Origin of the sequence: Streptomyces filipinensis, assembly GCF_014649495.1 — a bacterium.
GTDB lineage: Bacteria > Actinomycetota > Actinomycetes > Streptomycetales > Streptomycetaceae > Streptomyces > Streptomyces filipinensis.
The window spans coordinates 506,897-533,399 of sequence record NZ_BMTD01000003.1; the positions used below are offsets into that span (position 1 = coordinate 506,897).

Annotated in this window: 21 protein-coding genes; 11 read left to right on the forward strand and 10 right to left on the reverse strand. The window is 71.9% G+C overall.

The genetic code is table 11. The features are described 5' to 3' along the window. Window positions 1–116 precede the first annotated feature (116 nt). The 3 genes from IE244_RS10665 to IE244_RS10675 are packed head-to-tail and all read right to left on the reverse strand — an operon-like array spanning window position 117 to window position 5,122. Window positions 117–2,663: a polynucleotide kinase-phosphatase gene (locus tag IE244_RS10665; protein WP_191872803.1), complete on the reverse strand. Its 2,547-nt coding sequence runs from the start codon at window positions 2,661–2,663 to the stop codon at window positions 117–119. Then, window positions 2,660–4,123 carry a 3' terminal RNA ribose 2'-O-methyltransferase Hen1 gene (locus IE244_RS10670; protein WP_191872805.1) on the reverse strand — a complete coding sequence of 488 codons (1,464 nt, stop codon included), beginning with the start codon at window positions 4,121–4,123 and terminating at the stop codon, window positions 2,660–2,662. The genes IE244_RS10665 and IE244_RS10670 overlap by 4 nt, the downstream gene beginning before the upstream one ends. 57 nt (window positions 4,124–4,180) lie before the next feature. Further along, the gene (locus IE244_RS10675) at window positions 4,181–5,122 is read right to left on the reverse strand and encodes a hypothetical protein (RefSeq protein ID WP_191872807.1); all 942 of its coding nucleotides are present in this window, start codon (window positions 5,120–5,122) and stop codon (window positions 4,181–4,183) included. Window positions 5,123–5,295: 173 nt separating this feature from the next. On the opposite strand from IE244_RS10675, the gene IE244_RS10680 reads away from it, so the two are divergent. After that, the gene (locus IE244_RS10680) at window positions 5,296–6,213 is read left to right on the forward strand and encodes a D-alanyl-D-alanine carboxypeptidase family protein (RefSeq protein WP_191872809.1); all 918 of its coding nucleotides are present in this window, start codon (window positions 5,296–5,298) and stop codon (window positions 6,211–6,213) included. A 92-nt stretch (window positions 6,214–6,305) separates the two neighbouring features. Here the strand turns inward: IE244_RS10680 and IE244_RS10685 are convergent, their stop codons facing one another. Next, window positions 6,306–7,229, reverse strand: coding sequence for an LLM class F420-dependent oxidoreductase (locus IE244_RS10685; RefSeq protein ID WP_191872811.1), 924 nt, complete (start codon window positions 7,227–7,229; stop codon window positions 6,306–6,308). Between the two features lie 235 nt (window positions 7,230–7,464). Here IE244_RS10685 and IE244_RS10690 point away from each other — a divergent pair, with 235 nt between their 5' ends. Further along, window positions 7,465–7,635 carry a hypothetical protein gene (locus tag IE244_RS10690; RefSeq protein WP_191872813.1) on the forward strand — a complete coding sequence of 57 codons (171 nt, stop codon included), beginning with the start codon at window positions 7,465–7,467 and terminating at the stop codon, window positions 7,633–7,635. Between the two features lie 62 nt (window positions 7,636–7,697). Here the strand turns inward: IE244_RS10690 and IE244_RS10695 are convergent, their stop codons facing one another. The 4 genes from IE244_RS10695 to IE244_RS10710 form a co-directional block, all read right to left on the reverse strand. After that, entirely contained in the window at window positions 7,698–8,186 is a 489-nt protein-coding gene (locus IE244_RS10695) for a DUF6099 family protein (protein WP_031169086.1), read from the reverse strand. Between the two features lie 165 nt (window positions 8,187–8,351). Beyond that, complete coding sequence (locus IE244_RS10700; RefSeq protein ID WP_191872815.1) at window positions 8,352–8,720, reverse strand: nucleotide pyrophosphohydrolase; 369 nt, start codon at window positions 8,718–8,720, stop codon at window positions 8,352–8,354. Continuing rightward, window positions 8,717–9,919 carry an AAA family ATPase gene (locus IE244_RS10705; protein ID WP_191872816.1) on the reverse strand — a complete coding sequence of 401 codons (1,203 nt, stop codon included), beginning with the start codon at window positions 9,917–9,919 and terminating at the stop codon, window positions 8,717–8,719. Before IE244_RS10705 ends, IE244_RS10700 begins: the two co-directional genes overlap by 4 nt. Window positions 9,920–10,217: 298 nt before the next feature. Beyond that, entirely contained in the window at window positions 10,218–10,607 is a 390-nt protein-coding gene (locus IE244_RS10710) for a cell division protein SepF (RefSeq protein ID WP_031169080.1), read from the reverse strand. 279 nt (window positions 10,608–10,886) lie between these two features. Here IE244_RS10710 and IE244_RS10715 point away from each other — a divergent pair, with 279 nt between their 5' ends. Then, window positions 10,887–12,596 carry a hypothetical protein gene (locus IE244_RS10715; protein WP_191872928.1) on the forward strand — a complete coding sequence of 570 codons (1,710 nt, stop codon included), beginning with the start codon at window positions 10,887–10,889 and terminating at the stop codon, window positions 12,594–12,596. A gap of 27 nt (window positions 12,597–12,623) precedes the next feature. Here IE244_RS10715 and IE244_RS10720 read toward each other — a convergent pair whose 3' ends face one another. Then, on the reverse strand, window positions 12,624–13,139 hold the full coding sequence (locus IE244_RS10720; RefSeq protein ID WP_191872818.1) for a YceI family protein: 516 nt from the start codon (window positions 13,137–13,139) through the stop codon (window positions 12,624–12,626). 112 nt (window positions 13,140–13,251) lie between these two features. Between IE244_RS10720 and IE244_RS10725 the strand changes: the two genes are divergently transcribed. The 6 genes from IE244_RS10725 (at window position 13,252) to IE244_RS10750 (ending at window position 20,666) form a co-directional block, all read left to right on the forward strand. Next, window positions 13,252–13,761, forward strand: coding sequence for a MarR family winged helix-turn-helix transcriptional regulator (locus IE244_RS10725; protein ID WP_191872820.1), 510 nt, complete (start codon window positions 13,252–13,254; stop codon window positions 13,759–13,761). Between the two features lie 85 nt (window positions 13,762–13,846). Continuing rightward, entirely contained in the window at window positions 13,847–15,646 is a 1,800-nt protein-coding gene (locus tag IE244_RS10730) for a methylmalonyl-CoA mutase family protein (RefSeq protein WP_191872822.1), read from the forward strand. Continuing rightward, complete coding sequence (gene scpA / locus IE244_RS10735) at window positions 15,646–17,820, forward strand: methylmalonyl-CoA mutase (protein WP_191872824.1); 2,175 nt, start codon at window positions 15,646–15,648, stop codon at window positions 17,818–17,820. The genes IE244_RS10730 and scpA overlap by 1 nt, the downstream gene beginning before the upstream one ends. 7 nt (window positions 17,821–17,827) lie before the next feature. After that, window positions 17,828–18,832: a methylmalonyl Co-A mutase-associated GTPase MeaB gene (gene meaB, locus IE244_RS10740; protein ID WP_191872826.1), complete on the forward strand. Its 1,005-nt coding sequence runs from the start codon at window positions 17,828–17,830 to the stop codon at window positions 18,830–18,832. Window positions 18,833–18,997: 165 nt separating this feature from the next. Then, a complete protein-coding gene (locus IE244_RS10745; RefSeq protein ID WP_191872828.1) occupies window positions 18,998–19,519 on the forward strand; it encodes a regulator component in 522 nt (173 codons plus the stop codon). Beyond that, window positions 19,506–20,666 (forward strand): MAB_1171c family putative transporter, encoded by a 1,161-nt coding sequence (locus IE244_RS10750; protein ID WP_191872830.1) that lies wholly within the window; start codon window positions 19,506–19,508, stop codon window positions 20,664–20,666. The genes IE244_RS10745 and IE244_RS10750 overlap by 14 nt, the downstream gene beginning before the upstream one ends. Before the next feature lie 43 nt (window positions 20,667–20,709). On the opposite strand, the gene IE244_RS10755 is transcribed toward IE244_RS10750, so the two are convergent. Beyond that, window positions 20,710–21,528, reverse strand: coding sequence for an SDR family NAD(P)-dependent oxidoreductase (locus IE244_RS10755; protein ID WP_191872832.1), 819 nt, complete (start codon window positions 21,526–21,528; stop codon window positions 20,710–20,712). A 212-nt stretch (window positions 21,529–21,740) separates the two neighbouring features. Between IE244_RS10755 and IE244_RS10760 the strand changes: the two genes are divergently transcribed. Then, window positions 21,741–22,112 (forward strand): effector-associated constant component EACC1, encoded by a 372-nt coding sequence (locus tag IE244_RS10760; protein ID WP_191872834.1) that lies wholly within the window; start codon window positions 21,741–21,743, stop codon window positions 22,110–22,112. Next, complete coding sequence (locus IE244_RS10765) at window positions 22,109–26,491, forward strand: caspase, EACC1-associated type (protein ID WP_191872836.1); 4,383 nt, start codon at window positions 22,109–22,111, stop codon at window positions 26,489–26,491. Before IE244_RS10760 ends, IE244_RS10765 begins: the two co-directional genes overlap by 4 nt. The last annotated feature ends 12 nt before the right edge of the window (window positions 26,492–26,503 follow it).

The following is a 26,503-nucleotide window of genomic DNA, read 5'->3' on the forward strand; positions in this document are numbered from 1 at the left end:
CTCCACGTCACCGCTCCCCTCGGCGCGCGAACACCCTTGCGCCGCACGGCCGTCCACCGTAGGGACAGCGGTGTGAGGGGCACAAGGGTGTTCTGTGACGAACGGCCGGATCACGCCTACAGCCGCGGGTCCACCGGCTCCGACTCCAGGGCCAGCACCCCGAACACCGCCTCGTGCACCCGCCACAGCGGCTCTCCGTCCGCGAGCCGGTCCAGGGCCTCCAGGCCGAGGGCGTACTCGCGCAGGGCGAGGGACCGCTTGTGGTTCAGGAAGCGCTGTCGCAGCTTGGCGAGGTTGTCCGGGCGGGTGTACTCGGGACCGTAGATGATCCGCAGGTACTCCCGGCCACGGCACTTGATGCCGGGCTGCACCAGCCGGCCGTCCCCGTTGCGGACCAGGGCCCCGACGGGCTTGACGACCATGCCCTCGCCGCCGCGGCCGGTCATTTCCAGCCACCAGTCGACGCCCGCGCGCACCGACTCCGGGTCACCGGTGTCGACGTACAGCCGCCGGGTGGTCTGCAGCAGTCCGGTGCCGTCGTGCTCCACCAGCCGGTCGAGCAGGGCCAGTTGCTCATCGTGCGGCAGTGCCGCGAGGCTGCGGCCCTGCACGGCCAGCAGCTGGAAGGGCGCGAGGCGTACGCCGTCCAGGCCGTCGGTGGTCCAGCAGTAGCGGCGGTAGGCGGCGGTGAACGCGGTCGCGTCGGCGGCGCGTTCCCGCTGCCGGTCCAGCAGACCGCCCACGTCCGCGCCCCGTGCGGCGGCGGCCTCCAGGGCGGCCAGCGCGCCCGGGAACACCGCGCCGGACGCGGCGCCGACGGCCGCGTACTGGCTGCGCAGCAGGCCCGAGGCCTTCAGCGACCACGGCATCAGCTCGGCGTCCAGCACGAGCCAGTCGGTGGCCAGCTCGTCCCACAGCCCGGCGGCCGTGACCGCCGAGCGCAGCCGGCCGAGGATCTCCTCGGTCACCTGCTCGTCGTCGAAGAACGGGCGTCCGGTACGGGTGTACAGGGACCCGGTGGGCCCGTCGACGCCGAACCGCCTCTTCGCCGCCTCCGCGTCCCGGCACACCAGGGCGACGGCCCGCGAGCCCATGTGCTTCTCCTCGCACACGACCCGCTCCACACCGTCCGCCGCGTACTGCGCGAAGGCCTCGACCGGGTGCTCCAGGTAGCCCTGGACCTGCGAGGTCGCCGTCGGTGCCATGGTCGGCGGCAGGTACGGCAACAGGCGCGGGTCGGTCGCGAACCGGCTCATGACCTCCAGGGCCGCCGCCGCGTTCTCCTCGCGGACCGCCACCCTGCCCGCGTGCCGGGTCTCCACGGCCCGGCGGCCGTACACGTCCGCCAGGTCCAGCGGACGTCCGTCCTGTCCGCCGGGCGCCTCGGAGCGCAGCGGGCGGGTCGGCTCGTACCAGACCCGCTCGGCCGGCACGTCGACCAGCCGGCGCTCCGGCCAGCGCAGCGCGGTCAGCTTGCCGCCGAAGACGGCACCGGTGTCCAGGCAGATGGTGTTGTTGAGCCAGGTCGCCTCCGGGACCGGGGTGTGGCCGTAGACCACGGCCGCGCGGCCGCGGTAGTCCTCCGCCCAGGGGTAGCGCACCGGCAGGCCGAACTCGTCGGTCTCGCCGGTGGTGTCGCCGTACAGGGCGTGGCTGCGGACCCGGCCGGAGGTGCGGCCGTGGTACTTCTCGGGCAGCCCGGCGTGGCAGACGACCAGCCTGCCGCCGTCCAGGACGTAGTGGCTGACCAGTCCCGCCAGGAACTGCCGGACCTCGGCCTTGAACTCCTCGCTCTCGCCCTCCATCTGCGCGATGGTCTCGGCGAGCCCGTGGGTGTGCTGGACGTTGCGGCCCTTGAGGTAACGGCCGTACTTGTTCTCGTGGTTGCCGGGCACGCACAGCGCGTCGCCCGACTTCACCATCGCCATCACGCGGCGCAGCACGCCCGGGGTGTCGGGGCCGCGGTCGACCAGGTCGCCGACGAAGACGGCGGTACGGCCCTCGGGGTGCACGCCGTCGACGTAGCCCAGTTTGGCGAGCAGGGCCTCCAGTTCGGCGGAGCAGCCGTGGATGTCGCCGATGATGTCGAAGGGGCCGGTGAGGTGGGTCAGGTCGTTGAAGCGCTTCTCGGTGACGACGGTGGCCTGCTCGGCCTCCTCGGCACCACGCAGGACGTGCACCTTGCGGAAGCCCTCGCGCTCCAGCCCGCGCAGGGAGCGGCGCAGTTCGCGGATGTGCCGCTGGATCACCCGGCGGGGCATGTCGGCGCGGTCGGTGCGGGCCGCGTTGCGCTCGGCGCACACCTCCTCGGGCACGTCCAGCACGATGGCGATGGGCAGCACGTCGTACTTCTTGGCCAGCTCGATCAGCTGGCGCCGGGCGTCCTGCTGCACGCTGGTGGCGTCCACGACGGTGCGGCGGCCGGCGGCCAGCCGCTTGCCGGCGATGTAGTGCAGGACGTCGAAGGCGTCCCGGCTCGCGCTCTGGTCGTTCTCGTCGTCGCTGACGAGACCGCGGCAGAAGTCGGAGGAGATCACCTCGGTGGGCTTGAAGTGCCGCCGGGCGAAGGTGGACTTGCCGGAGCCGGAGGCGCCGACCAGGACCACGAGGGAGAGGTCGGTGACGGGGAGGACCCGTCCGTGGTTCTTCCGTGCCTCGGTCATGCCGCCTTCGCCTCCTTCTCGGTCGTGAGCGTGAACACTGCCATCTGGGTGGGGGGACCCACCTCGGGGTCCTCGGGGCCGACGGGCCGGAACTCCACGTCGTAGCCGTGCCGTGAGCCGACCGTCGCCGCCCAGGTGCGGAACTCCTCGCGGGTCCACTCGAAGCGGTGGTCGCCGTGCCGGACGTGTCCGGCGGGGAGGGTCTCCCAGCGGACGTTGTACTCGACGTTCGGGGTGGTCACGAGGACCGTGCGGGGGCGGGCATGCCCGAACACGGCGTACTCCAGGGCGGGCAGCCGGGGCAGGTCGAGGTGCTCGACGACCTCGCTCAGCACGGCGGCGTCGTAGCCCTTGAGCCGGTTGTCGGTGTAGGCGAGCGAGCCCTGGACGAGCTGGACGCGGGACGCCTGCCGCTCCCCCATGCGGTCCAGTTTCAGCCGCCGGGAGGCGATGGTGAGCGCCCGCACGGACACGTCGAGACCGACGATCTCGGTGAACCGCACGTCCTTCAGCAGCTCCCGCACCAGTTCGCCCTGGCCGCAGCCGAGGTCGAGGACGCGAGCGGCGCCGTGGGAGTGCAGGGCGGCGAGGACCGCCTCCCGGCGCTGGACGGCCAGCGGGGCCGGTTTCTCCTCGGTCTCCGTCTCCTCGGCGACCGCGTTGTCGATCGCCTCGACCTCGCTGTCGTCGGCCTCGGCGAGGCGTACGAGCTCCAGCCGCTCCATCGCCTGCCGCGTCAGCGACCAGCGGCGGGACAGGTACCGGCTGGTGATCAGCTTCTGCTCCGGGTGACCGGGCAGCCAGCCCGCACCGGCCCGCAGCAGCTTGTCGACCTCGTCGGAGGAGACCCAGTAGTGCTTGGCGTCGTCGAGGACGGGGAGGAGGACGTACAGGTGGCGCAGCGCCTCGGCGAGGGTCAGCCGCTCCGACTCCAGGACGAGGCGGACATAGCGCGAGTCGCCCCACGCGGGGAACTCGGTGTCGAGCGGGACGGGTTCGGCGCTCACGCTCCAGCCGAGCGGTTCGAACAGGCGTCGTACGAGCTCGGGACCGCCGCGGGCGGGCAGGGCCGGGACCTCGATCCGGAGCGGCAGCGGCGTGGCGGCCCGCTCGGGGCGGGCGGCGCACACCCCGCGCAGGGCGCTGGAGAAGACACCGCTCAGCGCGACCGCGAGCAGCGAAGAAGCCGCGTACGGGCGGTCGTTGACGTACTGCGCGAGCGCCGCGTCGGGCGCGCCGCCACGGCCCTTCCCCTTGCTCCGCCGGACCAGCGCGAGCGTGTCGGTCTCCAGCAGCAGCGCTGCCGTGCAGCGCAGTTCGTCGGCCTCGGGGTAGAAGACGTGCGCCGTGCCGTACGACGTGGAGAACTTCTGTGCCTTGCCGGGGTGCTTGTGCAGCAGGTACCCGAGGTCGGTGGCCGGGTGGGCGGCGTCGCCGCGCGTGGAGATCGTCAGGAACACATGACCGAGTCTTCCGGTCGCAAGGCCCGCTGACCACCGGTTTTCTCGTAGTGTCCGTTATTTCGCCTGGCTGTTGATCGTCCGGGCGTTGCGTATCGCGCGCCGCTCCGCCGCGCGCTGCGCCTCCAGGTCGCGCTTGTGCCCGCGGATGAGGGATTCCTGCGCGCGCGCTTCGAGGGCGTGCACGGCGGGGACGTAGCCGGTGTCGAGCTTGCAGCGGGCGTCGGCGGCCGCCGTCTTCTTCTCCTTGTCCGTCGGCTCCTTGTGTCCGAACCAGTCGGTGTCGAGGGAGGCCTTGTCCGGGTCGGAGTAGGAGAACCCCTTCTTCTTCATGCAGGCCGCCCACGCGCGGTCGGCCTTCTTCCAGGCCGGGTCCTTGCTCGCCCGGTCGCGGGAGTCGTGCCACAGTTCCAGGGCGAGCGAGTAGGAGCCGGACAGCTGCACGCCGTCGACCTTCACCGCCTTGGGTGCGGGGCCGTAGATCTTCCGGGTGGCCCGGCCCAGGCAGCCGCCCTCGGGGATGCGGTGGCCGTGCGTGCGGTGGCTGTCGCCGGGCTCGAAGCCGCCGGTGAGGGCGGTGTACTGGTCGGCGGGCCATTCCTGGGGCTGGGCGGAGGTGTCGGGCTCGCGGTTGTGGTAGCCGTGCTCGGCGGCCAGGGCGGGGTCGGTGATGCCGTACGGCGTGTTGTCGCCGGGCATGTCGTCGTCTCCCGTGAGCGTTCCCTGCCGGACCGGGTAGGTCGAGTCGAGGGACCTGGTGTCGAGCGCGGCGAAGCCGGCGAATCCCAGCTCGACCATGCACTTCTTCCCGAGGGTCCACCGCGCCCGGCTGACGGCCTTCGCGCCGTCCGACGCCGGGTCCGGGAGGTAGGCGTGCAACGGCAACGCGGCCATGCTGTTGAGGCCGCGGGCCTCGTCGGCGGGGTCGTCCTGGTCGGCGAACCCGCAGGCCGACAGGGCGAGGAGACCGACGAGGGCGTGAGGAAGAACTCTGCGCACCCGGCCATCCGATCAAATCTGGATCATGGACGCCATGATGGAGCCCACAGTTCCGGCACAGGGAGTCCACAGGGACTTCGCAGAGGACTCCTGTGATCTCCACCATGGCCCCGGCGGCGCGAACCTGGTGAAGTGAGCCCCCGTCAACTGACCACTGACCGAAGGGGGAAACCATGTCCCACGGCCATGGAGTCCGCACCCGCAGGAGAACCGTCGTCGCGGCACTGGCGGGTGCGGTCCTGAGCACGGGGGTCCTCGCGGCCGCTCCGGCCCAGGCCGCCCCGGCACCGCAGGTGCCGGCCGAGGGCGCGTTCGCGCTGAACCCGGCCACGGGCAAGACGCTGTTCGGCAAGGCGCCGGACGCACGGCTGCGGACCGGGTCCACGACGAAGATCATGACGGCGCTGGTGGTGCTGTCGCAGCCGCACCTGGACCTCGGCCGCAAGGTGCTGATCAAGAAGGAGTACACCGACTACGTCATCGACCCCACCACCAAGAACCAGCGCTATTCGAGCGCGCGCCTGATCCTCGGCGACTCGATGAGCGTCGGGGACCTGCTGTACGGGCTGTTGCTGCCCTCGGGCTGCGACGCGGCCTACGCGCTCGCGGACACCTACGGCTCGGGATCGACGACGGCCCAGCGGACCAAGTCCTTCGTCGCCAAGATGAACGCCAAGGCACGGGAGCTGGGCCTGGCCAACACCCACTTCGACGGCTTCGACGGGGTGTCCAACGGCAACAACTTCGCCTCGCCGCGCGACCTGACCAAGCTGGCCGCGACCGCCCTGGGGAACAAGACGTTCAAGAAGGTCGTCGGCACCCCGGTGTACAAGGACATGAAGTCCTACCGTCCGGGCGGCGGAACGCACGCGATGGAGGCGTGGACCAACAGCAACACGCTGCTCGGTACCTACCGGGGCGCGATCGGCGTGAAGACCGGCTCCGGGCCGGAGGCGAAGTTCTGCCTGGTGTTCGCGGCGACCCGCGGGGGCCGTACGGTCGTGGGCACGCTGCTCGCCGACACGTCGCCCGACCAGCGTTTCAAGGACGCGGCGAAGATCCTCGACTACGGCTTCGCGCAGCGCGGCTGAGGCGGCCGGGGCCGCCGCCGCGATGGACGGCGACGGCGGCCCCCGCCCCCTCGTGCGGCGGCACGAGCGGCGCGGGGGCGGCCCGGGTGGTGTTACGACAGCTGGGACTGGACCTGCGCCGAGATCAGTTCCAGGTGGTCCAGGTCGCCGAGGTCCAGCACCTGCAGATAGATCCGCCGGGAGCCGATCGCGGCGTACCGGCCGATCTTGTCGACGACCTCCGCCGGTGAGCCGGCCAGGCCGTTGGCCTTCAGTTCGTCCACCTCCCGGCCGATCGCGGCGGCACGCCGGGCGACCTCCTGGTCGTCCCGGCCGACGCAGACCACGAGCGCGTTGGAGTACGTCAGGGCGTCCGCGCCGCGGCCCGCCTCCTCCGCGGCGGCGCGCACCCGGCCGAACTGCCGCTCGGTGTCCTCGACGGAGGCGAACGGGATGTTGAACTCGTCGGCGTACTGGGCGGCCAGCCGCGGCGTACGGGTCGCGCCGTGGCCGCCGATGAGCACGGGGACCTTCTTCTGGGCCGGCTTGGGCAGCGCGGGCGAGTCGGTCAGGTCGTAGTAGGTGCCGTGGAAGTCGAAGGTCTTGCCGGCCTCGGTCCCCCACAGCCCGGTGACGATCGCCAGCTGCTCCTCCAGCCGCGCGAACTTCTCCTTCGGGAACGGGATGCCGTACGCCCGGTGCTCCTCCTCGAACCAGCCCGCGCCGAGGCCCAGCTCCACCCGGCCGCCGGACATCTGGTCCACCTGGGCGACCTGGATGGCGAGCACGCCGGGCAGCCGGAAGGTGCCGGCCGTCATCAGCGTGCCGAGGCGGATGCGCTTGGTCTCGCGGGCCAGGCCGGCCAGCGTGATCCAGGCGTCCGTGGGACCGGGCAGGCCGTCGGCAGCGCCCATGCGGAGATAGTGGTCGGAACGGAAGAAGGCGTCGAAGCCCAGGTCCTCGGCGGCCCTCGCCACGGTGAGCAACGTGTCGTAGGTGGCCCCCTGCTGGGGCTCGGTGAAGATTCGAAGGTCCATACATCTATCCTGCACGCCGCACACCGCGTCAACCTGGCCGGTACCACCGGGCGCGGCCCTCCCCGGTCGGGTGAAAATCACCCATCCGGCGCACCGGGCACCCTGGGGGCCAGTGACCGGCCCCCCTGGTGATCGTTGGGCCGTCGGAGCCGGACCGCCCGGCACCCGCGGCGGACGGTGTCCGCCGTCGCACGTCACGGTCGGCCCTGCCGGGCCGGGGGGTGAGGAGACCGTCATGTCCGAAGAGAGTGGCTCCGCCGGTCAGCGGGTCGGCTGCACCGGTCAGCCGAAGGGGCTGCTGGAGCAGATGGAAGAGCTGATGGCGGCACTGAACGCGGATCTGTCGGAGCTGGCGGATCTGCAGGGTGGGGAGCGCGACTCCGTGGGAGAGGCCGGGCGGGGCTGATGTGCCGTCCGGGCGGCCGCCGCCCCCAGATCCGCGCCGCCGGGCCTTGCGGCCCCTCGCCCTCACACGCCGGACGGGCTGTTGCGGTTGTCGTTCTCCTGTAAGGCCTCCTCCCGCGCCGCCAGCTTGCGCAGCATCTCCAGGACGCGGTCGCGGGACTCGTCGGCCGCGTCGATGGCCTCCATGCACTGCCAGTAGGTCGCCTCGTCGGCCGCGGCGCTGGCCACGCCGACCAGGGCTATGCCGACCTCGCCGAGCAGACCGCTGAGGCAGAGCAGCGTCTCGCGGGCGTCGGCCAGCTCGGTGAGCTGCGCGGCGCGCAGGTCGCCCAGGTCCAGTTCGGGCGGGTCCAGGACGCCGCAGCCGCGGCCCGCCAGCTCCGTCAGGCCGAGCGCCTCGCCGCGCAGCTCGGGCGGGCCGGAGACCGCGAGCCGACTGCCGATCGCCTGCGCCAGGGCCTGTGCCTGCCACACCTCCGCCAGGATCTCGCCCGTGTCGGCGCCGCCCGCCAGGGCGCGCCGGCTCGTGAGGATGAGCCGTACCGCATCCATGGGTCGCCCCCGTCCTTCCGCGTGCTTCCTCGCACGCCGCTTGAACTCCCCTGTCCACTACCCAGAGTGAAGGTGTCGGGGGCGAAAAGCCAGAGGTAAACGGAAATCTCTGGACAACAATTCGGATTCGACCGGCAATTTGACTCCGGAGCGTAATAACGGAGTTCAGTCTTCCGGTCGTTGACGTTCCTCGGGTCCGCCCTGCGCCCCGGGTGCCGGGAAGCGCTGTTCGTTGCGGTCGATCTTGGCGGCCAGAGCGGCCAGCGGGTCGATGCCGAGCACATCGCAGAACTGCAGGAGATAGGCGAGGACATCGGCGACCTCGTCCGTCACGCGGTGCGCGGTGCCGGGGTCGGCCATCACCCGGGCCGACTCCTCCGGGGTCAGCCACTGGAAGATCTCGACCAGTTCGGAGGCCTCCACCGAGAGGGCGGCGGCGAGGTTCTTGGGGATGTGGTAGGGCTGCCAGTTCCGCGCGGCCGCGAACTCGGCGAGCCTGCGCTGGAGTCGGGCCAGGTCGAGGGGTTCGGTCACGCGTCCAGGTGTACCACCGTGACACCCTCGGTCCCGGCCGCCCACGAGACGTCGCTCACCGCACCCACGCACCGGATGTGCCCGCGCTCGCCCATCCGGACCGCCGTCCGCAGCAGTTCCCGGCGCTGGGCCGGGTCGAGGCAGCGGTCGAAGCCGTCGGCGAGGACGGTGAGGGTGCGCAGGGCGTCGGGCACCTCGCCGGGCGCGTCCACGTCCAGGACGCCGGGCCCGGTCAGCAGGACCAGCGTCAGCGCGAGATAGCGCAGACCGCCGTCGCCGAGCCGGGCGAGGTCGGTGCGCGGGCCGGCGCCGCTGTCGAGCAGCGCCCGTACCGTGCCGTCCGGCAGCGGTTCGGCGACCAGGTCGGTCACCGGGCCGGCGCAGCCCGCGCCCAGCGCCTCGACCAGCCGGCCGTGCCGGCGCGCGCACTCCGCGCGGGTGCGCCACAGCACGTCGGCGAGGTTGTCGCAGCCGGGCAGCAGCCGGCCGGAGCCGAGGGGGACGGGGGTGCGCATGCACTCCGGGCGGGGATCGCAGGGGAAGACGGACCGCAGGGCGACCACCATCTGCTCGGCCGCGGCGAGCACATGCCGCTGCCCGACCGTCTTGCCGGCCACGCGCAGCGGCAGCAGGGCGGTGCCGAGGCGGTCGTCGGGGAGCGGGGCGCGGGTCACCGGGGCGGAGCCCGCGGTGTGCCAGGCGGCCTGGACCGTACGGCGCCCGGGGTCGCGCAGTGCGGTCTCCAGCAGGACCACCCCGCCCGAGGTCAGCCGCTCCCCCGCGATCCGCAGGTCCGGCTCGGCCTGTACGGCGATGTCGAGCCGGACCGGTCCCTCGGCGCCGTCGGCCGTACACCCGATCCGGAAGCCCCGCCGCCCTCCGGCGTCGGGGCGCGCCCGCTGCGGGACACAGGCGACCGGGTCCGGGAACGCGTCGCGGAGCGAGGCTCCGCCGGCGAGCCGGGCGAGCGCCTCGTACGCCGCGAGCGCGGTCGTCTTCCCCGCGCCGCTGGGCCCCGCGAACAGGGTGACGGGCCCCAGCGGAAACCCGGCCCGTCGATGCCCGGCGAAGGCCGACAGCCGCAGCTCGGTGACCCGGGCTCGTACATCGGTGGACACGCGGGACTCGCGGGACTGCGCGGGGACGGTCACGGTGGACGCGTCGGCCGCCGGCACGGCGGACACGGAGGGCACGGCCATGCCCGGACGGTAGGACCCGAGCCACCTGCCGAACCGTTTCCCGCCCGACACCTTCCTACGATCGGGCGACCGAACCGAACCAAACGGCACCGAGACCCCCCGGTCGGGTGACGCCGGCGGACCGCCGGAGACACCCACCCGACCGCGCTGACCGCCAAAGGCATCCGCTCGCCCGCTGCGACCACCGCAAGCGCCCGCCCAGCCACACGGGGACCCGCGTCCAGCCGGACGCACCCGGACAGCCGTGCTGGGAACCGCGTTCAGCTGGACGCACCCCGCCCGGCCGCCGCAGGCGCCCTCAGGTGCCCGTCACGCCGACACCCTCCATCAGCCCGCTGACCTCCGTGCCCGGCGGGGTGAGGAGGAACACATTGCGGTCCACGCGGTGCATTCCGCTGCCCAGCCCGAAGACCACGCCCGTGCTGAAGTCGAGGACCCGCTTGGCGACCTCGCTCTCCGCACTGGTCAGGTCGAGCAGGACCGGCGCACCGGCCATCAGGGTCTCGGCGACCTCCCGGGCGTCCGCGAAGACGTTGACCCGCAGGACCACGAAGCGGCGCCGGGTCTCGGTCTCGTCGTCCGGCAGCGAGCGGTGGTTCACCGCGGAGGGCCAGGCGTCCCGGCCCCGCAGCGGCACCACCTGGGCGAGCCCTTCCCACTGTTCATCGGTGACGTCGTAGCGGCTCACCGGCTCCCCCTGACCTGACTCGCACTCAATGCCTGCACCAGCCAATTCTTACGCCAAGTCACCCGTTCGGCCCAACAACGACACACTGCGCGACAGCTACGCTGCCCTGACGCCAGGAACGACGCGCGGCACATGTACGCTTACGCCCGCTTCTTACCTCCCTCATACCGGACTCTTCACATGCGGCCACGCCCTGCTCACCGGCCGCCGTTAGCGTCCGGTCACGTGCACTTGGCAGAAACACAGCAGGTGACACCCGGCCGGCGGACGCAGTCGGCGGTGTCCGCCGTCCCGGTCGCCCGCGCGGAGGTCCTCGGACCGCCCGCGCAGTGGCACCGTGTGCTGACGCTGCTCGCCGACGTCAGCCTGTTCATCGGCACGCGTTCGGTGTGGACGCAGGCCGCGACACACAACCTGGTCCTCACGGCCGCGATCTCCGTCTGTTACGCCTCGATCCTGGTCACCGGCGTGCTCGCCCTCACGGTCCGCCGGACGCGTTCACTGGCCCGCCTGGACCTGGTGGTGCTGGTGACGGCGATCGTCCTGACCCTGTGCGCCTGGGCGCTCAACCACGCCGGCGGCGACGAGGCGGTCCTGACCACGCAGGCCGCGAAGGAGATCGTCGGCGGCCACCAGGTCTACGACCAGCCCTGGCCATGGCTCTTCCACATCAAGGGCGTCGCCCTGACGGCGACGACGACCGGCGGGTACGACTACACGTACGGCTACCCCCCGCTGGTGCCGCTCGTCACCGCGCCCTTCCTGTGGCTCGGCCACACCGGGGCACCGGCGACGCTGGCGGTGACGGTCGTCCTGATCGTGGGCGCGGCGGTGCTGTGGCGGATGCTGCCGACGCCGTGGCGGTCGGCGGCCACGATGGTCTGCCTGGGCTTCAGTTTCCTGCCGATGTACGCCCGTCAGGGCTACCCTGCGATCGTCGGCCTGGTCCTCCTGGTCCCGGTGACGGTGTGCTGGCCGCGGTTCGGCGCCGGGGGCCGGCTGGGTCCCGCCGGGATCGCCCGGGCCGCGTGCATCGGGGCCGCGTGCGCCGCACAGCAACTTCCCTGGTTCGTCACCCCGTTCCTGCTGGCCGGGATCTACGCCGTGCGCCGCGGTGAACTCGGCGGCCGGGAGGCCACGCGGGTGGTGCTGCGGATCGCCGCGATCGCGGTCGTCACCTGGCTGCTGATCAACGCGTACTTCATCGTGAGCGAGCCGGGCCCGTGGCTCCGGGGCATCGCCCTGCCGCTGACCCAGGGCGCGGTGCTGCACGGCCAGGGCCTGGTCGACATCTCGCTGTACTTCACCCACGGCAGCGACCGGCTCGACTGGTACGGCCACGCGAGCATGCTGCTCGCCGCGGCCCTGCTGGCGCTGTTCGTGCTGTTCGTGCGGCGGCTCGGCCCGGCCGCGACCGTGCTGCCCTGGTGCGCCTTCTACCTGGCGACCCGGTCCCAGGACGGCTACTACCTGATGTACACGCCGCTGTGGCTGGCGGCGGCGATCACCGTGCCCCTGTCGGAGTTCAGGAACGCCTGGCAGCCGCGGCCCCGGTGGCTGACCGGGCCGCGCCGCCGGCCGGCCCTGGTCGGCGCGGTGGTCCTGCTGATCATGCCCGCGCTGGCGAGCGCGGCCCTCGCGGTGACGGGCAGGCCACCGCTGCGGATGGACATCACGGCGGTCCGCAACGGATCGGCGCGCACCCTGTCGGCGATGACGGTGCGGGTGGTCAACACGGGCGGCGACGCGCTGACCCCGCACTACATGCTCACCACGGGACAGGGCATGAACCGGTACTGGTCGCTGGCGCACGGCCCGGCCACGATCCCCGCCCACGGCACGGCGACCGTCGAACTGCGGGCGCCGAAGGGCGGCTTCCCGCTGCCCGTGCAGAAGTACACCCACATCCGGCTGCGCGCCTTCACGGCGACCCCTCAGACGCTCTCCACCAAGGACGTCCGCCGGGCCGAGCTGGGCCTCAAGGGCTGAGAGCCGGTCGAGGACCGAGCGGGCGGCTCACGCCTGCGCGCGGGTGAAGCGCAGCCTGGCCGTCACGGCGGTCAGGCCGCGCATCATCCCCAGCTGGTTCCAGCCCATGCCGAACTGGTCGCGGTCCACGCTGAACTCCGTCTCCAGAGTGAGCGCGTCGGCGGTGGCGTCGCTCAGGCGTGCCGTGACGGACAGGGGCCGGGAGACGCCCCGCACGGTCAGCTGCCCGGTGATCCGCGCCTGGTCGCCGTCGAGGCGGTCGGCGCCGCGCACGGCGAAGGTGATCTCCGGGTGGTTGTCGGTGTCGAGGAAGTCGGCCGAGCGCAGGTGGTTGTCCCGCTTGGTGTGCCCGGTGTCCAGGGAGGCGGCGTCCAGGGTCACGGTGCCGGTGGCCGAGCCGTCGGGCCCGACCTCGCCCGAGCCGGCGACGGTGGCGAAGGCGCCCTTCACGGTGACCAGGCCCCAGAAGGTCTTGTGCCGCAGGCCCACGGTGGACGCGGCCGGGTCGAGCTGCCAGGTGCCTGTCTCGACGGTGACGGTCATGGTCGTACTCCCAGGATCTTGATGGTTCAAATTTGGATGACTGCACGCTAGCGCCTCATCCAAATTTGGACAACCAACTCGTCCAAAAATGGACCACAGGTAGGATCGGCTCATGTCCGCCTCCGACGCGCACCCCGCCGCCCCGCCCGCATGCCCCGCCGCGGGAAGCGGGCTGCTGCCCGCCGAACTGCGCGCGTGGATGGTCCTGCTGGCCGCCACGGGCGCCGTGGAGCAGCGGCTGCGGTCGGTCGTGAAGGAGAACCTCGACGTCTCCCACGACGAGTTCCTGATCCTGTGCCTGCTGGCGGAGCAGCCCGGGACCGGACTGCGCATGACCCAGGTCGCCGACCTCCTCGGCCGCCCCAAGACCCGGCTGACCTACCAGATCGCCTGCCTCCAGCGGTCCGGCCTCGTCACCCGCAGGTCCGTGTGCGGCGACAAGCGCGGCGTAGAGGTCGCCCTCACCGAGCAGGCCCGCGACCTGCTGGGCGAGACCTCCGCCCTGCTCGCCGACACCGTCCGCCAGGCCCTCACCGACTCCATGGGACCCGACCAGCGCGCGGCCATGTGCGCCCTCGTACCGGAGCCGCCGGACCCGGACGAGGCGCCCTCCGGCGGCTGAGCGGCGCAGATCACACGCGCAAGTGGAGAAACCTCACAGCCCCCACGGTGCTCTCACTTGAGCGCGCTGCCCTAGCATCCGAGCCATGACGGTCCTGCCTGACGACGGGCTCTCACTGGCCGCCGAGTTCCCTGACGCGACACACGAGCAGTGGCAACACCTGGTGGAGGGTGTGCTGCGCAAGTCGGGCAAGGAAGTCTCGGGCGCGGCAGCTGAGGACGCTCTGTCCACGACGCTGGAGGACGGGCTGCGTACCCGGCCCCTCTACACCCCGCGCGACGACGCGCCCGACCCCGGCCTGCCCGGCTTCGCCCCGTACGTGCGTGGCAGCCGCCCGGAGGGCAACACCGCGGGCGGCTGGGACGTACGGCAGCGGCACACCGCCCTCACCGAGGGCGCCCCCCTGGCCGACCTGGAGAACGGCGGCACCTCGCTGTGGCTCGTGCTGGGCGAGGGCGGCATCCCGGTCGACGGGCTGGGCCGGGCGCTGGAGGGCGTGTACCTCGACCTGGCCCCGGTCGTCCTGGACGCGGGCCGGGACACCGAGCGGGCCGCCGAGGCGCTGCTGCGGCTGTACGCGGACAACGGCGTCGACGCCGGGGCCGTACGCGGCAATCTGGGCGGCGACCCGCTGGGCTACGAGGCCCGCACCGGCACCCGGCTGGACCTCGCCCCGTACACCGCCCTCGCCGCGCGGTGCGCCGGACAGTACCCGGGCCTGCGCGCGCTGACCGTGGACGCGCTGCCGTACCACGAGGCGGGCGGCTCGGCCGCGCAGGAGCTGGGCGCCTCGCTCGCCACCGGGGTGGCCTATCTGCGGGAGCTCACCGAGGCGGGGCTGGACGTCGAGCAGGCCGCGGGGCAGCTGGAGTTCCGTTACGCGGCCACCGCCGACCAGTTCCTCACCATCGCCAAGCTGCGTGCCGCGCGCCGGCTGTGGGCCCGGGTCGCCGAGGTCTGCGGCGCCCCCGGCGCCCAGGTGCAGCACGCGGTGACCTCGCCGGTGATGATGGCCCGCCGCGACCCGTGGGTGAACATGCTCCGCACGACGGTCGCGACACTGGCCGCCGGGGTCGGCGGCGCCGACTCCGTGACCGTGCTGCCCTTCGACCACGCGCTCGGCCTGCCCGACGCGTTCTCCCGCCGGATCGCCCGCAACACCTCCACGATCCTCATCGAGGAGTCCCACCTGGCCCGGGTCATCGACCCGGCGGGCGGCTCCTGGTACGTGGAGCGGCTGACCGACGAACTCGCCCGGGCGGCCTGGGAGTACTTCCGGTCGATCGAGCGCGACGGCGGCCAGGCGGCGGTGCTGCGCTCCGGGCGGCTGCGCACCGATCTCGCGACGACCTGGGCCGAGCGCTCCAAGAAGCTCGCCCGTCGGCGCGAACCCGTCACCGGTGTCAGCGAGTTCCCGCTCCTCGCCGAGAAGCCGGTAGAGCGCGAGCCCGCGCCCGAGCCGCCGTCCGGCGGGCTGCCGCGCGTGCGCCGCGACGAGGCGTACGAGGAGCTGCGCGCCCGCTCCGACGCCCACCTGGCCGCGACCGGCGCCCGCCCGCGCGTCTTCCTCGCGACGATCGGCTCGGCCGCCGCGTACACCGCGCGCGCGACGTTCGCCGCCAACCTCTTCCAGGCGGGTGGCATCGAGCCGGTCACCGAGGGCCGCTTCGAGGACAGCGGCGCCACCGAGGCCGTGCTGTGCTCCAGCGACGCCCTCTACGCCGAACAGGGCGCGCAGGTGGCCGAGTCGCTGCGCGCGGCCGGCGCCCGGCATCTGTTCCTGGCGGGCCGCGGCGAGCACGCCGGCATCGACTCGTACGTCTTCGCGGGCTGCGACGCCGTCGCCGTGCTGTCCGCGACCCTCGACCGCATGGGAGTGTCCTGATGGGAATCCCCGACTTCTCCGGCATCGAGCTGGGGACGCCGGCCGCCGACGGCAGTGCCGATCAGTGGCGTGCGGCCGTCGAGCGGGCGACCGGAAGCGCGGAGCCGCTGTGGGAGACCCCGGAGGGCATCGGGGTCAAGCCGCTGTACACCGGCCGTGACCTGGAGGGCCTGGACTTCCTGGGCACCTACCCGGGCATGACGCCGTATCTGCGCGGCCCCTACCCGACGATGTACGTCAACCAGCCCTGGACCATCCGCCAGTACGCGGGCTTCTCCACCGCCGAGGAGTCCAACGCCTTCTACCGGCGCAACCTGGCGGCGGGACAGAAGGGCCTGTCGGTCGCCTTCGACCTGCCCACCCACCGGGGTTACGACAGCGACCACCCCCGGGTGACCGGTGACGTCGGCATGGCGGGCGTGGCGATCGACTCGATCTACGACATGCGGCAGCTGTTCGACGGGATCCCGCTGGACAGGATGACCGTGTCGATGACGATGAACGGTGCCGTGCTGCCGGTGCTGGCGCTGTACATCGTGGCGGCGGAGGAGCAGGGCGTACCGCCCGAGAAGCTGGCCGGGACCATTCAGAACGACATTCTGAAGGAGTTCATGGTCCGCAACACCTACATCTATCCGCCGAAGCCGTCGATGCGGATCATCTCGGACATCTTCGCGTACACCTCGCAGAAGATGCCCCGCTACAACTCCATCTCCATCTCCGGCTACCACATCCAGGAGGCGGGTGCGACGGCCGACCTGGAGCTGGCGTACACGCTCGCGGACGGCGTGGAGTACATCCGGGCGGGCCGGGAGGCGGGCCTGGACGTGGACGCGTTCGCGCCCCGGCTGTCGTTCTTCTGGGCGATCGGCATGAACTTCTTCATGGAGGTCGCGAAGCTCAGGGCGGCCCGGCTGCTGTGGGCCAAGCTGGTCGCCCAGTTCGAGCCGAAGAACAGCAAGTCCCTGTCCCTGCGCACCCATTCGCAGACCTCGGGCTGGTCGCTGACCGCGCAGGACGTGTTCAACAACGTCACGCGTACGGCCGTGGAGGCGATGGCGGCGACCCAGGGCCACACCCAGTCGCTGCACACCAACGCCCTCGACGAGGCCCTGGCCCTGCCGACCGACTTCTCGGCGCGCATCGCGCGCAACACCCAGCTGCTCATCCAGCAGGAGTCGGGCACCACCCGGGTCATCGACCCGTGGGGCGGCAGCGCGTACGTGGAGCGGCTGACGTACGACCTCGCCCGCAAGGCCTGGGCGCACATCCAGGAGGTCGAGCAGGCGGGCGGCATGGCGCAGGCCATCGACGCCGGCATCCCGAAGCTGCGCGTGGAGGAGGCGGCGGCGCGGACGCAGGCCCGGATCGACTCCGGCCGGCAGCCGGTGATCGGCGTGAACAAGTACCGCGTCGAGAACGACGAGCAGATCGAGGTCCTGAAGGTCGACAACTCGTCCGTGCGCGCCCAGCAGATCGAGAAGCTGCGGCGGCTGCGCGCGGAGCGGGACGAGCAGGTGTGCCAGGACGCCCTGGACGCGCTCACGCGGGCGGCCGACGGCACGGAGAACCTGCTGGAGCTGGCCGTGCGCGCGGCCCGCGCCAAGGCGACCGTCGGCGAGATCTCCGACGCCCTGGAGAAGGTGTACGGCCGGCACGCGAGCCAGATCCGTACGATCTCCGGCGTGTACCGCAACGAAACAGGCCAGTCCCCGTCCGTGGACCGCACCCGTGCCCTGGTGGACGCCTTCGAGGAGGCCGAGGGGCGCCGGCCGCGCATCCTGGTCGCCAAGATGGGCCAGGACGGCCACGACCGCGGCCAGAAGGTGATCGCCACCGGCTTCGCCGACCTCGGCTTCGACGTCGACGTCGGCCCGCTGTTCCAGACGCCGGAGGAGGTCGCCCGGCAGGCGGTCGAGGCGGACGTGCACGTGGTCGGCGTGTCCTCGCTGGCGGCCGGGCACCTGACGCTCGTACCGGCGCTGCGCGAGAAGCTCGCCGAGGAGGGCCGCGAGGACATCATGATCGTGGTCGGTGGGGTGATCCCGCCGCAGGACGTGCCGACGCTGCGGGAGATGGGCGCGGCGGAGGTGTTCCTGCCGGGCACGGTCATCCCGGACGCGGCCTACGACCTGGTGAAGCGGCTGTCGGCCGACCTCGGCCACGAGCTGTAGAGCCGCGATGGCTGCGATCGATCTCGACACCTATGTGAAGGGTGTGCTCGACGGGAAGCGGGCCCTGGTGGCCCGTGCCATCACGCTCGTCGAGTCCACCCGGCCGCAGCACCGGGCGCTGGCGCAGGAGTTGCTCACCGAGCTGCTGCCGCACAGCGGCCGGGCGCGGCGGATCGGCGTGAGCGGGGTGCCAGGGGTGGGCAAGTCGACGTTCATCGACGCGTTCGGCACCCTGCTGACCTCGCTGGGCCACCGGGTCGCGGTCCTCGCCGTGGACCCGTCCTCGACCCGCACCGGCGGCTCGATCCTCGGCGACAAGACCCGCATGGAACGCCTGGCGGTCGACCCGGCGGCCTTCGTCCGGCCCTCCCCCAGCGCGGGCACGCTGGGCGGGGTCGCGAAGGCCACCCGGGAGTCCATGGTGGTGATGGAGGCGGCAGGCTACGACGTGATCCTCGTCGAGACCGTCGGCGTGGGCCAGTCGGAGACCGCGGTCGCCGACATGGTGGACTCCTTCCTGCTGCTGACACTGGCCCGCACCGGCGACCAGCTGCAGGGCATCAAGAAGGGCGTCCTGGAGCTGGCCGACGTGATCGCCGTCAACAAGGCGGACGGTCCGCACGAACGGGACGCGCGGGCGGCGGCACGGGAACTGGCGGGCGCGCTGCGGCTGATGCACGGCAAGGACACGTTCTGGACGCCGCCGGTGCTGCACTGCAGCGCCCGCGAGTCGACCGGCCTGGACACGGTCTGGGAGCGGCTGGAGCGGCACCGTACGCTGCTCGACTCCACCGGGCGGCTGGCGGCCAAGCGACGCGACCAGCAGGTCGGCTGGACGTGGGCAATGGTCCGTGACGAACTGCTCGGCCGGCTGCACGCCGACCCGGCGGTGCGCGAGGCCGCGCCCGGCCTCGAACGGCTGGTCCGGGAGGGCCGGTTGACCGCGACACGGGCCGCGGAACGCATCCTGGAGGCGTTCGAGGACCGTACGACTCCCCCGGCGGGAACCTGAAGCGCCGGGTTTGAGCCAAAGGCGGGGCATCGGGCGGGCCGGGGTTGGTCTGAGCGGCGGACGGTCGGTTAGCTTGGACCGCCGAGGAGATCCGCGCGCGTCCGGGCCACGAGCGCGACGTGACTGTCACGAACTGTCTTCATCGGGAGGAGGTCAAGACAGTAAGTGAGGACGACGGGTGAGTACGTCGCGTTGCAGCGCAGGTGCATGGCGATCCTGCGGGATCTCGGTGTGCCGCGTTCCCTGCCCTTCGAGGCGATCCGCGCGCGGGTGGAGGAGCTGAGGGGCCGCCCGCTCGTCCTGCAGGAACTGCCCGAGCATGTCGCGGAGATCGGGGTCTGCGGGCTGTGGATGGCCACCGACAAGGCCGACTACGTCTTCTACGAAGCCCGGACCGCGCCCCTGCACCGCGAGCACATCATCCTCCACGAGATCGGCCATGTGCTCTGCGATCACCACCGGGGCGTCACCGACCGAGCCGACGACCTGGCCGGTCCGCTGGTCGGCGATCTCCAGCCGCATGTCGTCAAGCGGCTCATGGCCCGGACCAGTTACACGACCAGCGAGGAACAAGAAGCCGAGATGATCGCCAGCCTGATACAGAGCGCCGGGAAACCAGGTCGCCCGGCCGGGCCCCTGGGCCGCCTCGGTGCCTTCCTGGGAGTGACGGCCGTTGACCGCGACTGAGCTGGCGAACCAGGTCGGGGTCTGCAGCGTCGTCACCCTGTGGATCGCCCTGGTCTGGCGGGCGGGGTCCGCGCTGCGTCTGCCGAACCAGCGGGGACTGTGGCTCACGGTGTTCGCCGCGACCATCGCCATCACCCTCTTCCAGCCGAAGGTGCTGGCCTGGCTCGCGCACGCCGGCGTCGGCACGCAGACGGTCTCGCTGACCCGGAACCTGATCGGTGTGCTGAGCGCGGGACTGGTACTCCTGTTCATCGTCGACTCCACCCGGGCCCGGCACCAGCGCCTCACCGTGATCGCGGGGCTGGTGACGGCGCTGGGCTCGCTGCTCGCCCTGAACCTGCTCGGTGACGCCCGGACGACCGCCCCGGCCTCGCCCCAGGGGCCGGCCACCGCCTCGTCCCTGTACTGGTTGATCCTCGTCGTCGCCCATCTGGCCGGCGACGCCGCCGCGGTCGTCGTCTGCTGGCCGTACAGCCTGCGGACGGCCGACCGGGACCTCGTGTGGTCGCTCCGGCTGTTCGCGATGGGCAGCGTCCTGGCCCTGGTCTTCTGGGCCGGCTACCTCTACCACCTCTACGTGCCCGACCAGGACCTGATGCCCTGGCTGTCCGTGGTCATCAGCGTGCACGGCCTGTTCCGCGCGGCCTCGCTGCTGGCGCCGACCGCGACCGCCCTCGCCCGGTCCATGACGGCGCTGCGGACCGTCTGGCGACTGTGGCCACTGTGGCGCGATCTCGTGGCCGCGGTCCCCCAGGTGGCCCTCGCCGACCCGCAGCGGACCCGGCTGCAGGCGGTGCTGCGGCCACGCTCCTCGTGGGCGCTGCAGGCGCACCGGCAGATCATCGAGACGTACGACGCGCTGCTGGAACTGCAGCAGTACGTCCGGCCGGAGGCCTACGAGACGGCACACCGGCAGGCCAGGCGTACGGGGATGCGGGGCGATCACCTTGCCGCCGCGGCGCTCGCCGGGGCGCTGGGCGAGGCCCGGCGGGCCAAGCTCAGCGGGGCGGCGCCGTCCGACCCGTGCCCGCTGCCCGGTGTGGAACGCGGCAGCCAGGCCACGCTCCTGGCCATCGCCGGGATGTGGCCCTCCCCCACCGGCCCGCTGCCCGCCGCGCCCGGCCCGCTCCGCCCCCGGCGCCCCTGACGGGCACAGGCACCGGAAAGGCGGGCCGGTTCCGTGGCGGGTGTCAGGCTCCGGTGCCGCGCGGCGTGACGTCGAAGTCGAACGCGACGGTGCCGGGGTCGATGACCGTGGCCCCGCCGTCCACGGTGAGCACCGCGCCGTTGACGAAGGACGCCGCCGGAGAGAGCAGCCAGCTGATCGCCTCGGCGACCTCACGCGGTTCGCCCGGCCGGCCCATGGGCAGCAGCCTGGTCGCCTGCTCGTAGGCGGACTCCGCCCCGCCGTCCCCCAGCCCCGCCTCCTGGGCGAAACGTGCCATGCGCCGGTCGGCCATCTCGGTCCTGATCCAGCTGGGGCACACCACGTTGGCGCGCACCCCCTGCCGCCCGTAGTCGACGGCGACGGAACGGCACAGCTGCAGCAGGGCGGCCTTCGAGGTGGCGTACGGGGCGTTGCTCGGGCCGTTGCGCAGCGCGGAGACCGACGCGACGCCGACGACCGCGCCGCGCGCCCGCGCCAGGTGCGGCATCGCCGCGCGCAGAAGGAGCATGGGACCGGTGACGTTGGTGCGCATGACCTCGTCCCAGTCCTCCAGCGACATGTCCCCGGCGGTTCCGCCGCGTCCGATGCCCGCGTTGAGCACCAGCCCGTCGACGCGCCCGTAGGCGTCGAGGGCCGCGCCCACCAGAGCGTCGACGGCGGCCGCGTCGCCCGCGTCGGACGGACACGCCAGTGCCCCGGTCTCCTTCTCGAGCCGCCGCAGCGGTTCGACCCGCCGCCCGGAGGCGACCACGTGGTGTCCGCCCTCGCACAGCAGCCGTGCGGTGGCTTCGCCGATGCCCGAGCCCGCGCCGGTCACGATGACAACTCGCTTGTCCGTCACTGTCCTTCGATCCTCTGTCCGAGATCACAAAACGGCTTCGATCGTAGACGGGGGCACCGGCCTGGGGATTCGTCACCGACGAAGTTGAGACACCCCCCCCCGCCGTCGTCCGGGAGAGCTGAGGGGACGGATCGCCCCAATCTCCTCCCGGCAGGCGCTGTCGTGGCTAAGCTCACGAGAACTGATGCACAGTCACGGGACGGGGGCCGGGGATGAGGTTCCGAATTCTGGCGGACGGCGACGAGGAGTCACTCGTAGATCTCCAGTCATGGCTGGCGGCTGACCCCGGCGCGGCCCGGCTGGAGGTCGCCACGGTCACAGGCCGCGGACCCACGATGGGCGTTCTCGAAGCACTGGACGTCATCCTGGGCAACGCGGTGGACGTGGCGAACTTCACTCTGGCGTACGTTGCCTGGCGATCGGTCAAGCGCGACGAGCGACCCGGGCCGGCCGGTGACGAAACGGGTGTGCACCGCCTGGTGCACGGGAACAGCACGGTGAGCATCGGCCACCTCGGCGCCGACGAACTGGCGGACCTGCTGCGCCGCCTGAACGACACCGACACCGCGGGAGCGGACGAGTGACGTCGGACGCCGGCCGGTCGCGGGCCGTCGTCTTCGGCGTCCACGACTTCCGTGAACTGCCCGGGCTGGACGGTGTGCGGCACAACGTTCCCGCTCTGCGGGAGCTACTCACCAGCGACGACGTCGGTGGGCTGGCGGAACGGGACTGCACCGTCGTACCCCCCGACGGGACGCAGCAGCAGATGCTGGACGCCCTGCACGAGGCCACGCACGAGGCAACCGATCTGCTGCTGGTCTACTACGCGGGACACGGTCACTTCGGTGGCCGCGACCGCTCGTTCCTCCTCGCCACCAGGAACTCCAGCGGACAGCGCCCCTACCACTCCGTCAAGTACAGCGACATCCGCGACCTCGTCTCGGGCTCCGCCGCACAGCGCAAAGTAGTCATCATCGACTGCTGCTTCAGCGGCCGGGCGCTGTCCATGTCGGACGAGCAGACCCCGACGCAGCTGGACACGGAGATCACCGGGGCCTGCGTCCTGACCTCGGCCGCCGGGACCGAGCGCTCGCTCTGCCTGCCGGACGGAAGCGTCTTCAGCATGGAGTTGACCAGACTGTTGCGCGAGGGTCTCAGCGGCGAGCTGACCGGCGGGCGCCGGGGTGAACATCTCCCCGACCTCACCATGACCGATGTCTTCAACGCCCTGCACACCAGGCTGCACGGCAGGACGATCGACGGCCTCCGGGTTCCCCAGCCCAGGATGAGCACCCGCGACCTCGGCCACCAGATCGTGCTCGCCCGGAACCGGGCGTACACGGGCCCGCCGGAAGGGGATCCGCAGTCCGGGGCGGCGGCACTGCCGGAAGAGCACGCCTGGGTGGCGGCGACGCGCGACCACCCGCTGTGGAACTACGCCGCCGACGAACGCGGTCTGTCCCTGCTGCGCGACACCGCCATCGCACTCGTCGCCCGGGCCGCCACCGCGACGACACGGGCCGGGGCGGGGCTCAACGGTGATCCGTGGCACTCCCTGTCCTTCACCGACAGGGTGGCCGAGTGGACCGACAGCCTCCTGCTCGACAGCAGCCTGCGTCCGGAGGATCTGGAGCTGTCCGCCGCCGAGGTCTTCCTCCTCGTCACGCACCCCTACCTGCACGCCGCGTTCTGGAGGCAGAACGCGAGCCGCTACAGCTCGATCGGGCCGACGGAGCTGGCCGAGGCCCAGAGCACCGCACCGGCCCGGCGGAGTTACGAGATCTTCCTGCGGAACCAACCCCGGCTGGTACGACGTGCGCTGCGGAACAACGACCGCCGGGCCTCCGAGGCCATCGGGTGGTGGCTCTTTCACCGCTGGCTCGTCCTGGAACCGAGACTCTACGACCCCGCCGCCGCGGAAACCCTGCTCGACCGTCTTGCCGTGCCCCTGGCGGAAAGCTCCCCCCGGGAGAGGAGGCTCGTCGAGGATGTCCTCGATCCCCCGCTGATATCCCGGCTGCTGCGCGCGCCCCAGCTCTCCGGACTGGCCGAGCGGGCCGATGCGCTGCCCCGCAGTGTGGGAGTGGCGGAGACCGCCCAGCGGGTCAGGGCGGACCAGCTCGCAGAACTGCTGCGTGTCGCCCACCTCTTCGCGATCGACCCGATCGCCCTGCCGGAGGTGCTGGTGGATCACATAGGCATCGGGTACGCCGTCGATCTCCCGGATCTTCACGGCACACTCGACCGGCTCAGATGGGGGGCGAACGGGCGGACCCGGGTCCTGAGAGCGACGTGCCACCATCTCGCCCTCGACCTCGGCCTGCGCCAGCACGCCGCCGCACTCGACACGCTGTTGGCTCGGATCGACATCAGCAGCGGCGACGGAGAACGGCCGGCTCTGCTGCGCAACCTCCCCCTGCACGTCACCGCCGAGCAGGTGACCCCGGCGGTCGACGTGAGCGGTCGCAGGGCCTACGAGTCGACCGAACTGCGGTTCCGGCTGGCGGACGACCGCATCCAGGAACTGCTCATGGGCGAGCAGCTCTACGGAGACCCCGCGCTCGCCATCCGGGAGCTGTACCAGAACGCACTCGACGCCTGCCGATACCGCGAAGCACGGACCACGTACCTGAGCCTCACCCGCGGCCAGCGAATGCCGTACCAGGGCACGATCACCTTCAGCCAGGGTGTCGACGCAAAGGGCCCGTATCTGGAGTGCCGTGACAACGGCATCGGCATGGGGGAGGTGGAGCTCCGGGACGTCTTCTCACATGCGGGCATGAGCTTCGCGGACATGCCGGAGTACATCGAGGAGAAGGCCCGCTGGGACGAGTGCGGCATCGCCATGCACCCCAACAGCCAGTTCGGCGTCGGGGTGCTCAGCTACTTCATGCTGGCGGACGACATCACCGTCACCACCTGCCGTCTCACCCCGGACGGCTTGCCGGGCGAGCATCTGCGCATCGAGATCGCCGGTCCCGGTTCCCTGTTCCGCATCCAGCGCCTGGAACGCTGTCCCGACGCCTACACCAGCGTTCGCCTCCGGCTTCGGTCGTCCGACCTCACCTCCTGCGTCGACGTACTGCGCCGCATCCTGTGGATCTCCGAATTCGACGTCACGGCGAGTGACGACCGGGGGGAGTGCCAGATGTGGGATGCGGACGTCCTCGGCCGCAGTGCGCCGCTGGGCGCCCCCGATCCCCACGACACGGACGCCGTTCGCGACCAGGATGCCGTCACGGTGGCGACTTCGACTCCCGCGGTGTGGTGGTGCAGCACCAACGGCGCGGTGCTGGCCGACGGCCTGTGGGCCGGGGAGCACCGGTTCGGGGCCGTGGTGAATCTGTCCGGCAAGCAGACACCCACCCTGACAGTGGACCGGCGGCGGATCATCGATCCGGACACCGCTGAGATCGAACGGCTGCTGCGCCACGAGATCCCCAGCCTGCTCGACGCCAAGGACGCCGTCCTCCGGCACGACTGGCTGCAGCGCGTCCTCGAAGAGAGTCCGGGGCTCGCCGACGAGATCTTCGCCGAGGCGGTGCGCGTCGGCTTCACACCGTGGCGGATCGCGGGCCAAGAGGTGGACATCACGAAATGCGGGTACTACCCGCCGGACGGCTTCCTGGCCATCCCCGGACACGACCCGTGGTCAAGTCCCGTCGGCACCCTGCCGGCGGTCGACGCGTTCCGGAGGGAGGCTCTGGTCGACGCGGGCTTCTTTCCCGGGTTCGTCGCCACCAGACCCCCGACCGCGGCCCTCCCCGTACCGTCCGACATCTACGTGCTGGCTCCGCAGTGGGACACATCGAGGGTGGTCGCGCCCTGGAGGGGGTCGGCGATGTGGCATGCCGCGGGGGTGAGCATCGGACTGATAGCCCAGGCTGCCGCCAAGACCGGCCGGTCCTTCGAAGAGGTCACCGCTCGCCTGGAACGACTCGGCTTCTCGACCCCTGTCACCTCGGTGACCCGACTCGAACGCGACGATCTCCGCATCATCACAGAGGGTGTGGCGGGAGACCCGTCCTGGCTGGACCCGAGCAAGCCCGTGCACCCGGCTCACATCCTCGAAGTCGCGGCGGAGACCGGGCACACCCCCGAGCACATCATCAGTCGTCTGACCGAACTCGGTTACCGCGCGGCCACCGACCCGATGCCCCGGCCGGAGCCCGACGACCAGCTCATCCTCAGTCTCGACCTGGACGCGCGGCGGCCCTGGCTCGACCTGGAATCCCAGGTCAGCAACGCGCACCTGGTGCTGGCCGCCGACAGGACGGGGTTGTCCGCCGAGGAGGTCGCCGCACGCCTGAGGCAGTTCGGCTTCTCGATCCCCACCACATCCGTGCCCGTACTCGAACCCGACGACCTCCGCGTCCTGAGCAGGGACGCCACAGGTCGCAGCCCCTGGCTCGATCCCGGCGAACCCGTACACCCGGCACACATCATCCTGACCGCGGCCGCGACCGGTCATACCCCCGAGCACGTCATCAGCCGTCTGGCCGAACTCGGCCACCGCGTGGGCCCGTTTCCTGTACCGCGCCAGGAGCCCGGCGATCTGCGCATCCTCAGCCAGAACTGCACCGAAAGCGCGCCGTGGCTGGACCGCGATGCAAGCGTTCACCCCGCCCAGATCGTGCGGGCCGCCTCCGTCACCGGGCGCACGGTCGACCACGTCTCCTCCCGTCTCGCGCAGTTCGGACTCCGCGCCGCCACCCGTGTACCGCAACCGGAACCGGACGACGCCCGCATCATCAGCCGTGATCTGGACGGCGAGGCGCCCTGGCTCGACTACGCGCAGCCGGTCGAACCCGGGCACATCCTGCGAGCCGCCAAAGCCACGAACCGGTCCGCCCGAGCCGTCATCGCCCGGCTGGAAGAGTTCGGCTACAGACTGCACGACGCCGTGGCCCTGAGCACCGAAGCGTTTCCGGTGGAGCCGTCGGCCGAGGAGAAGCGGGGCTGAGAAGCGCGGGCC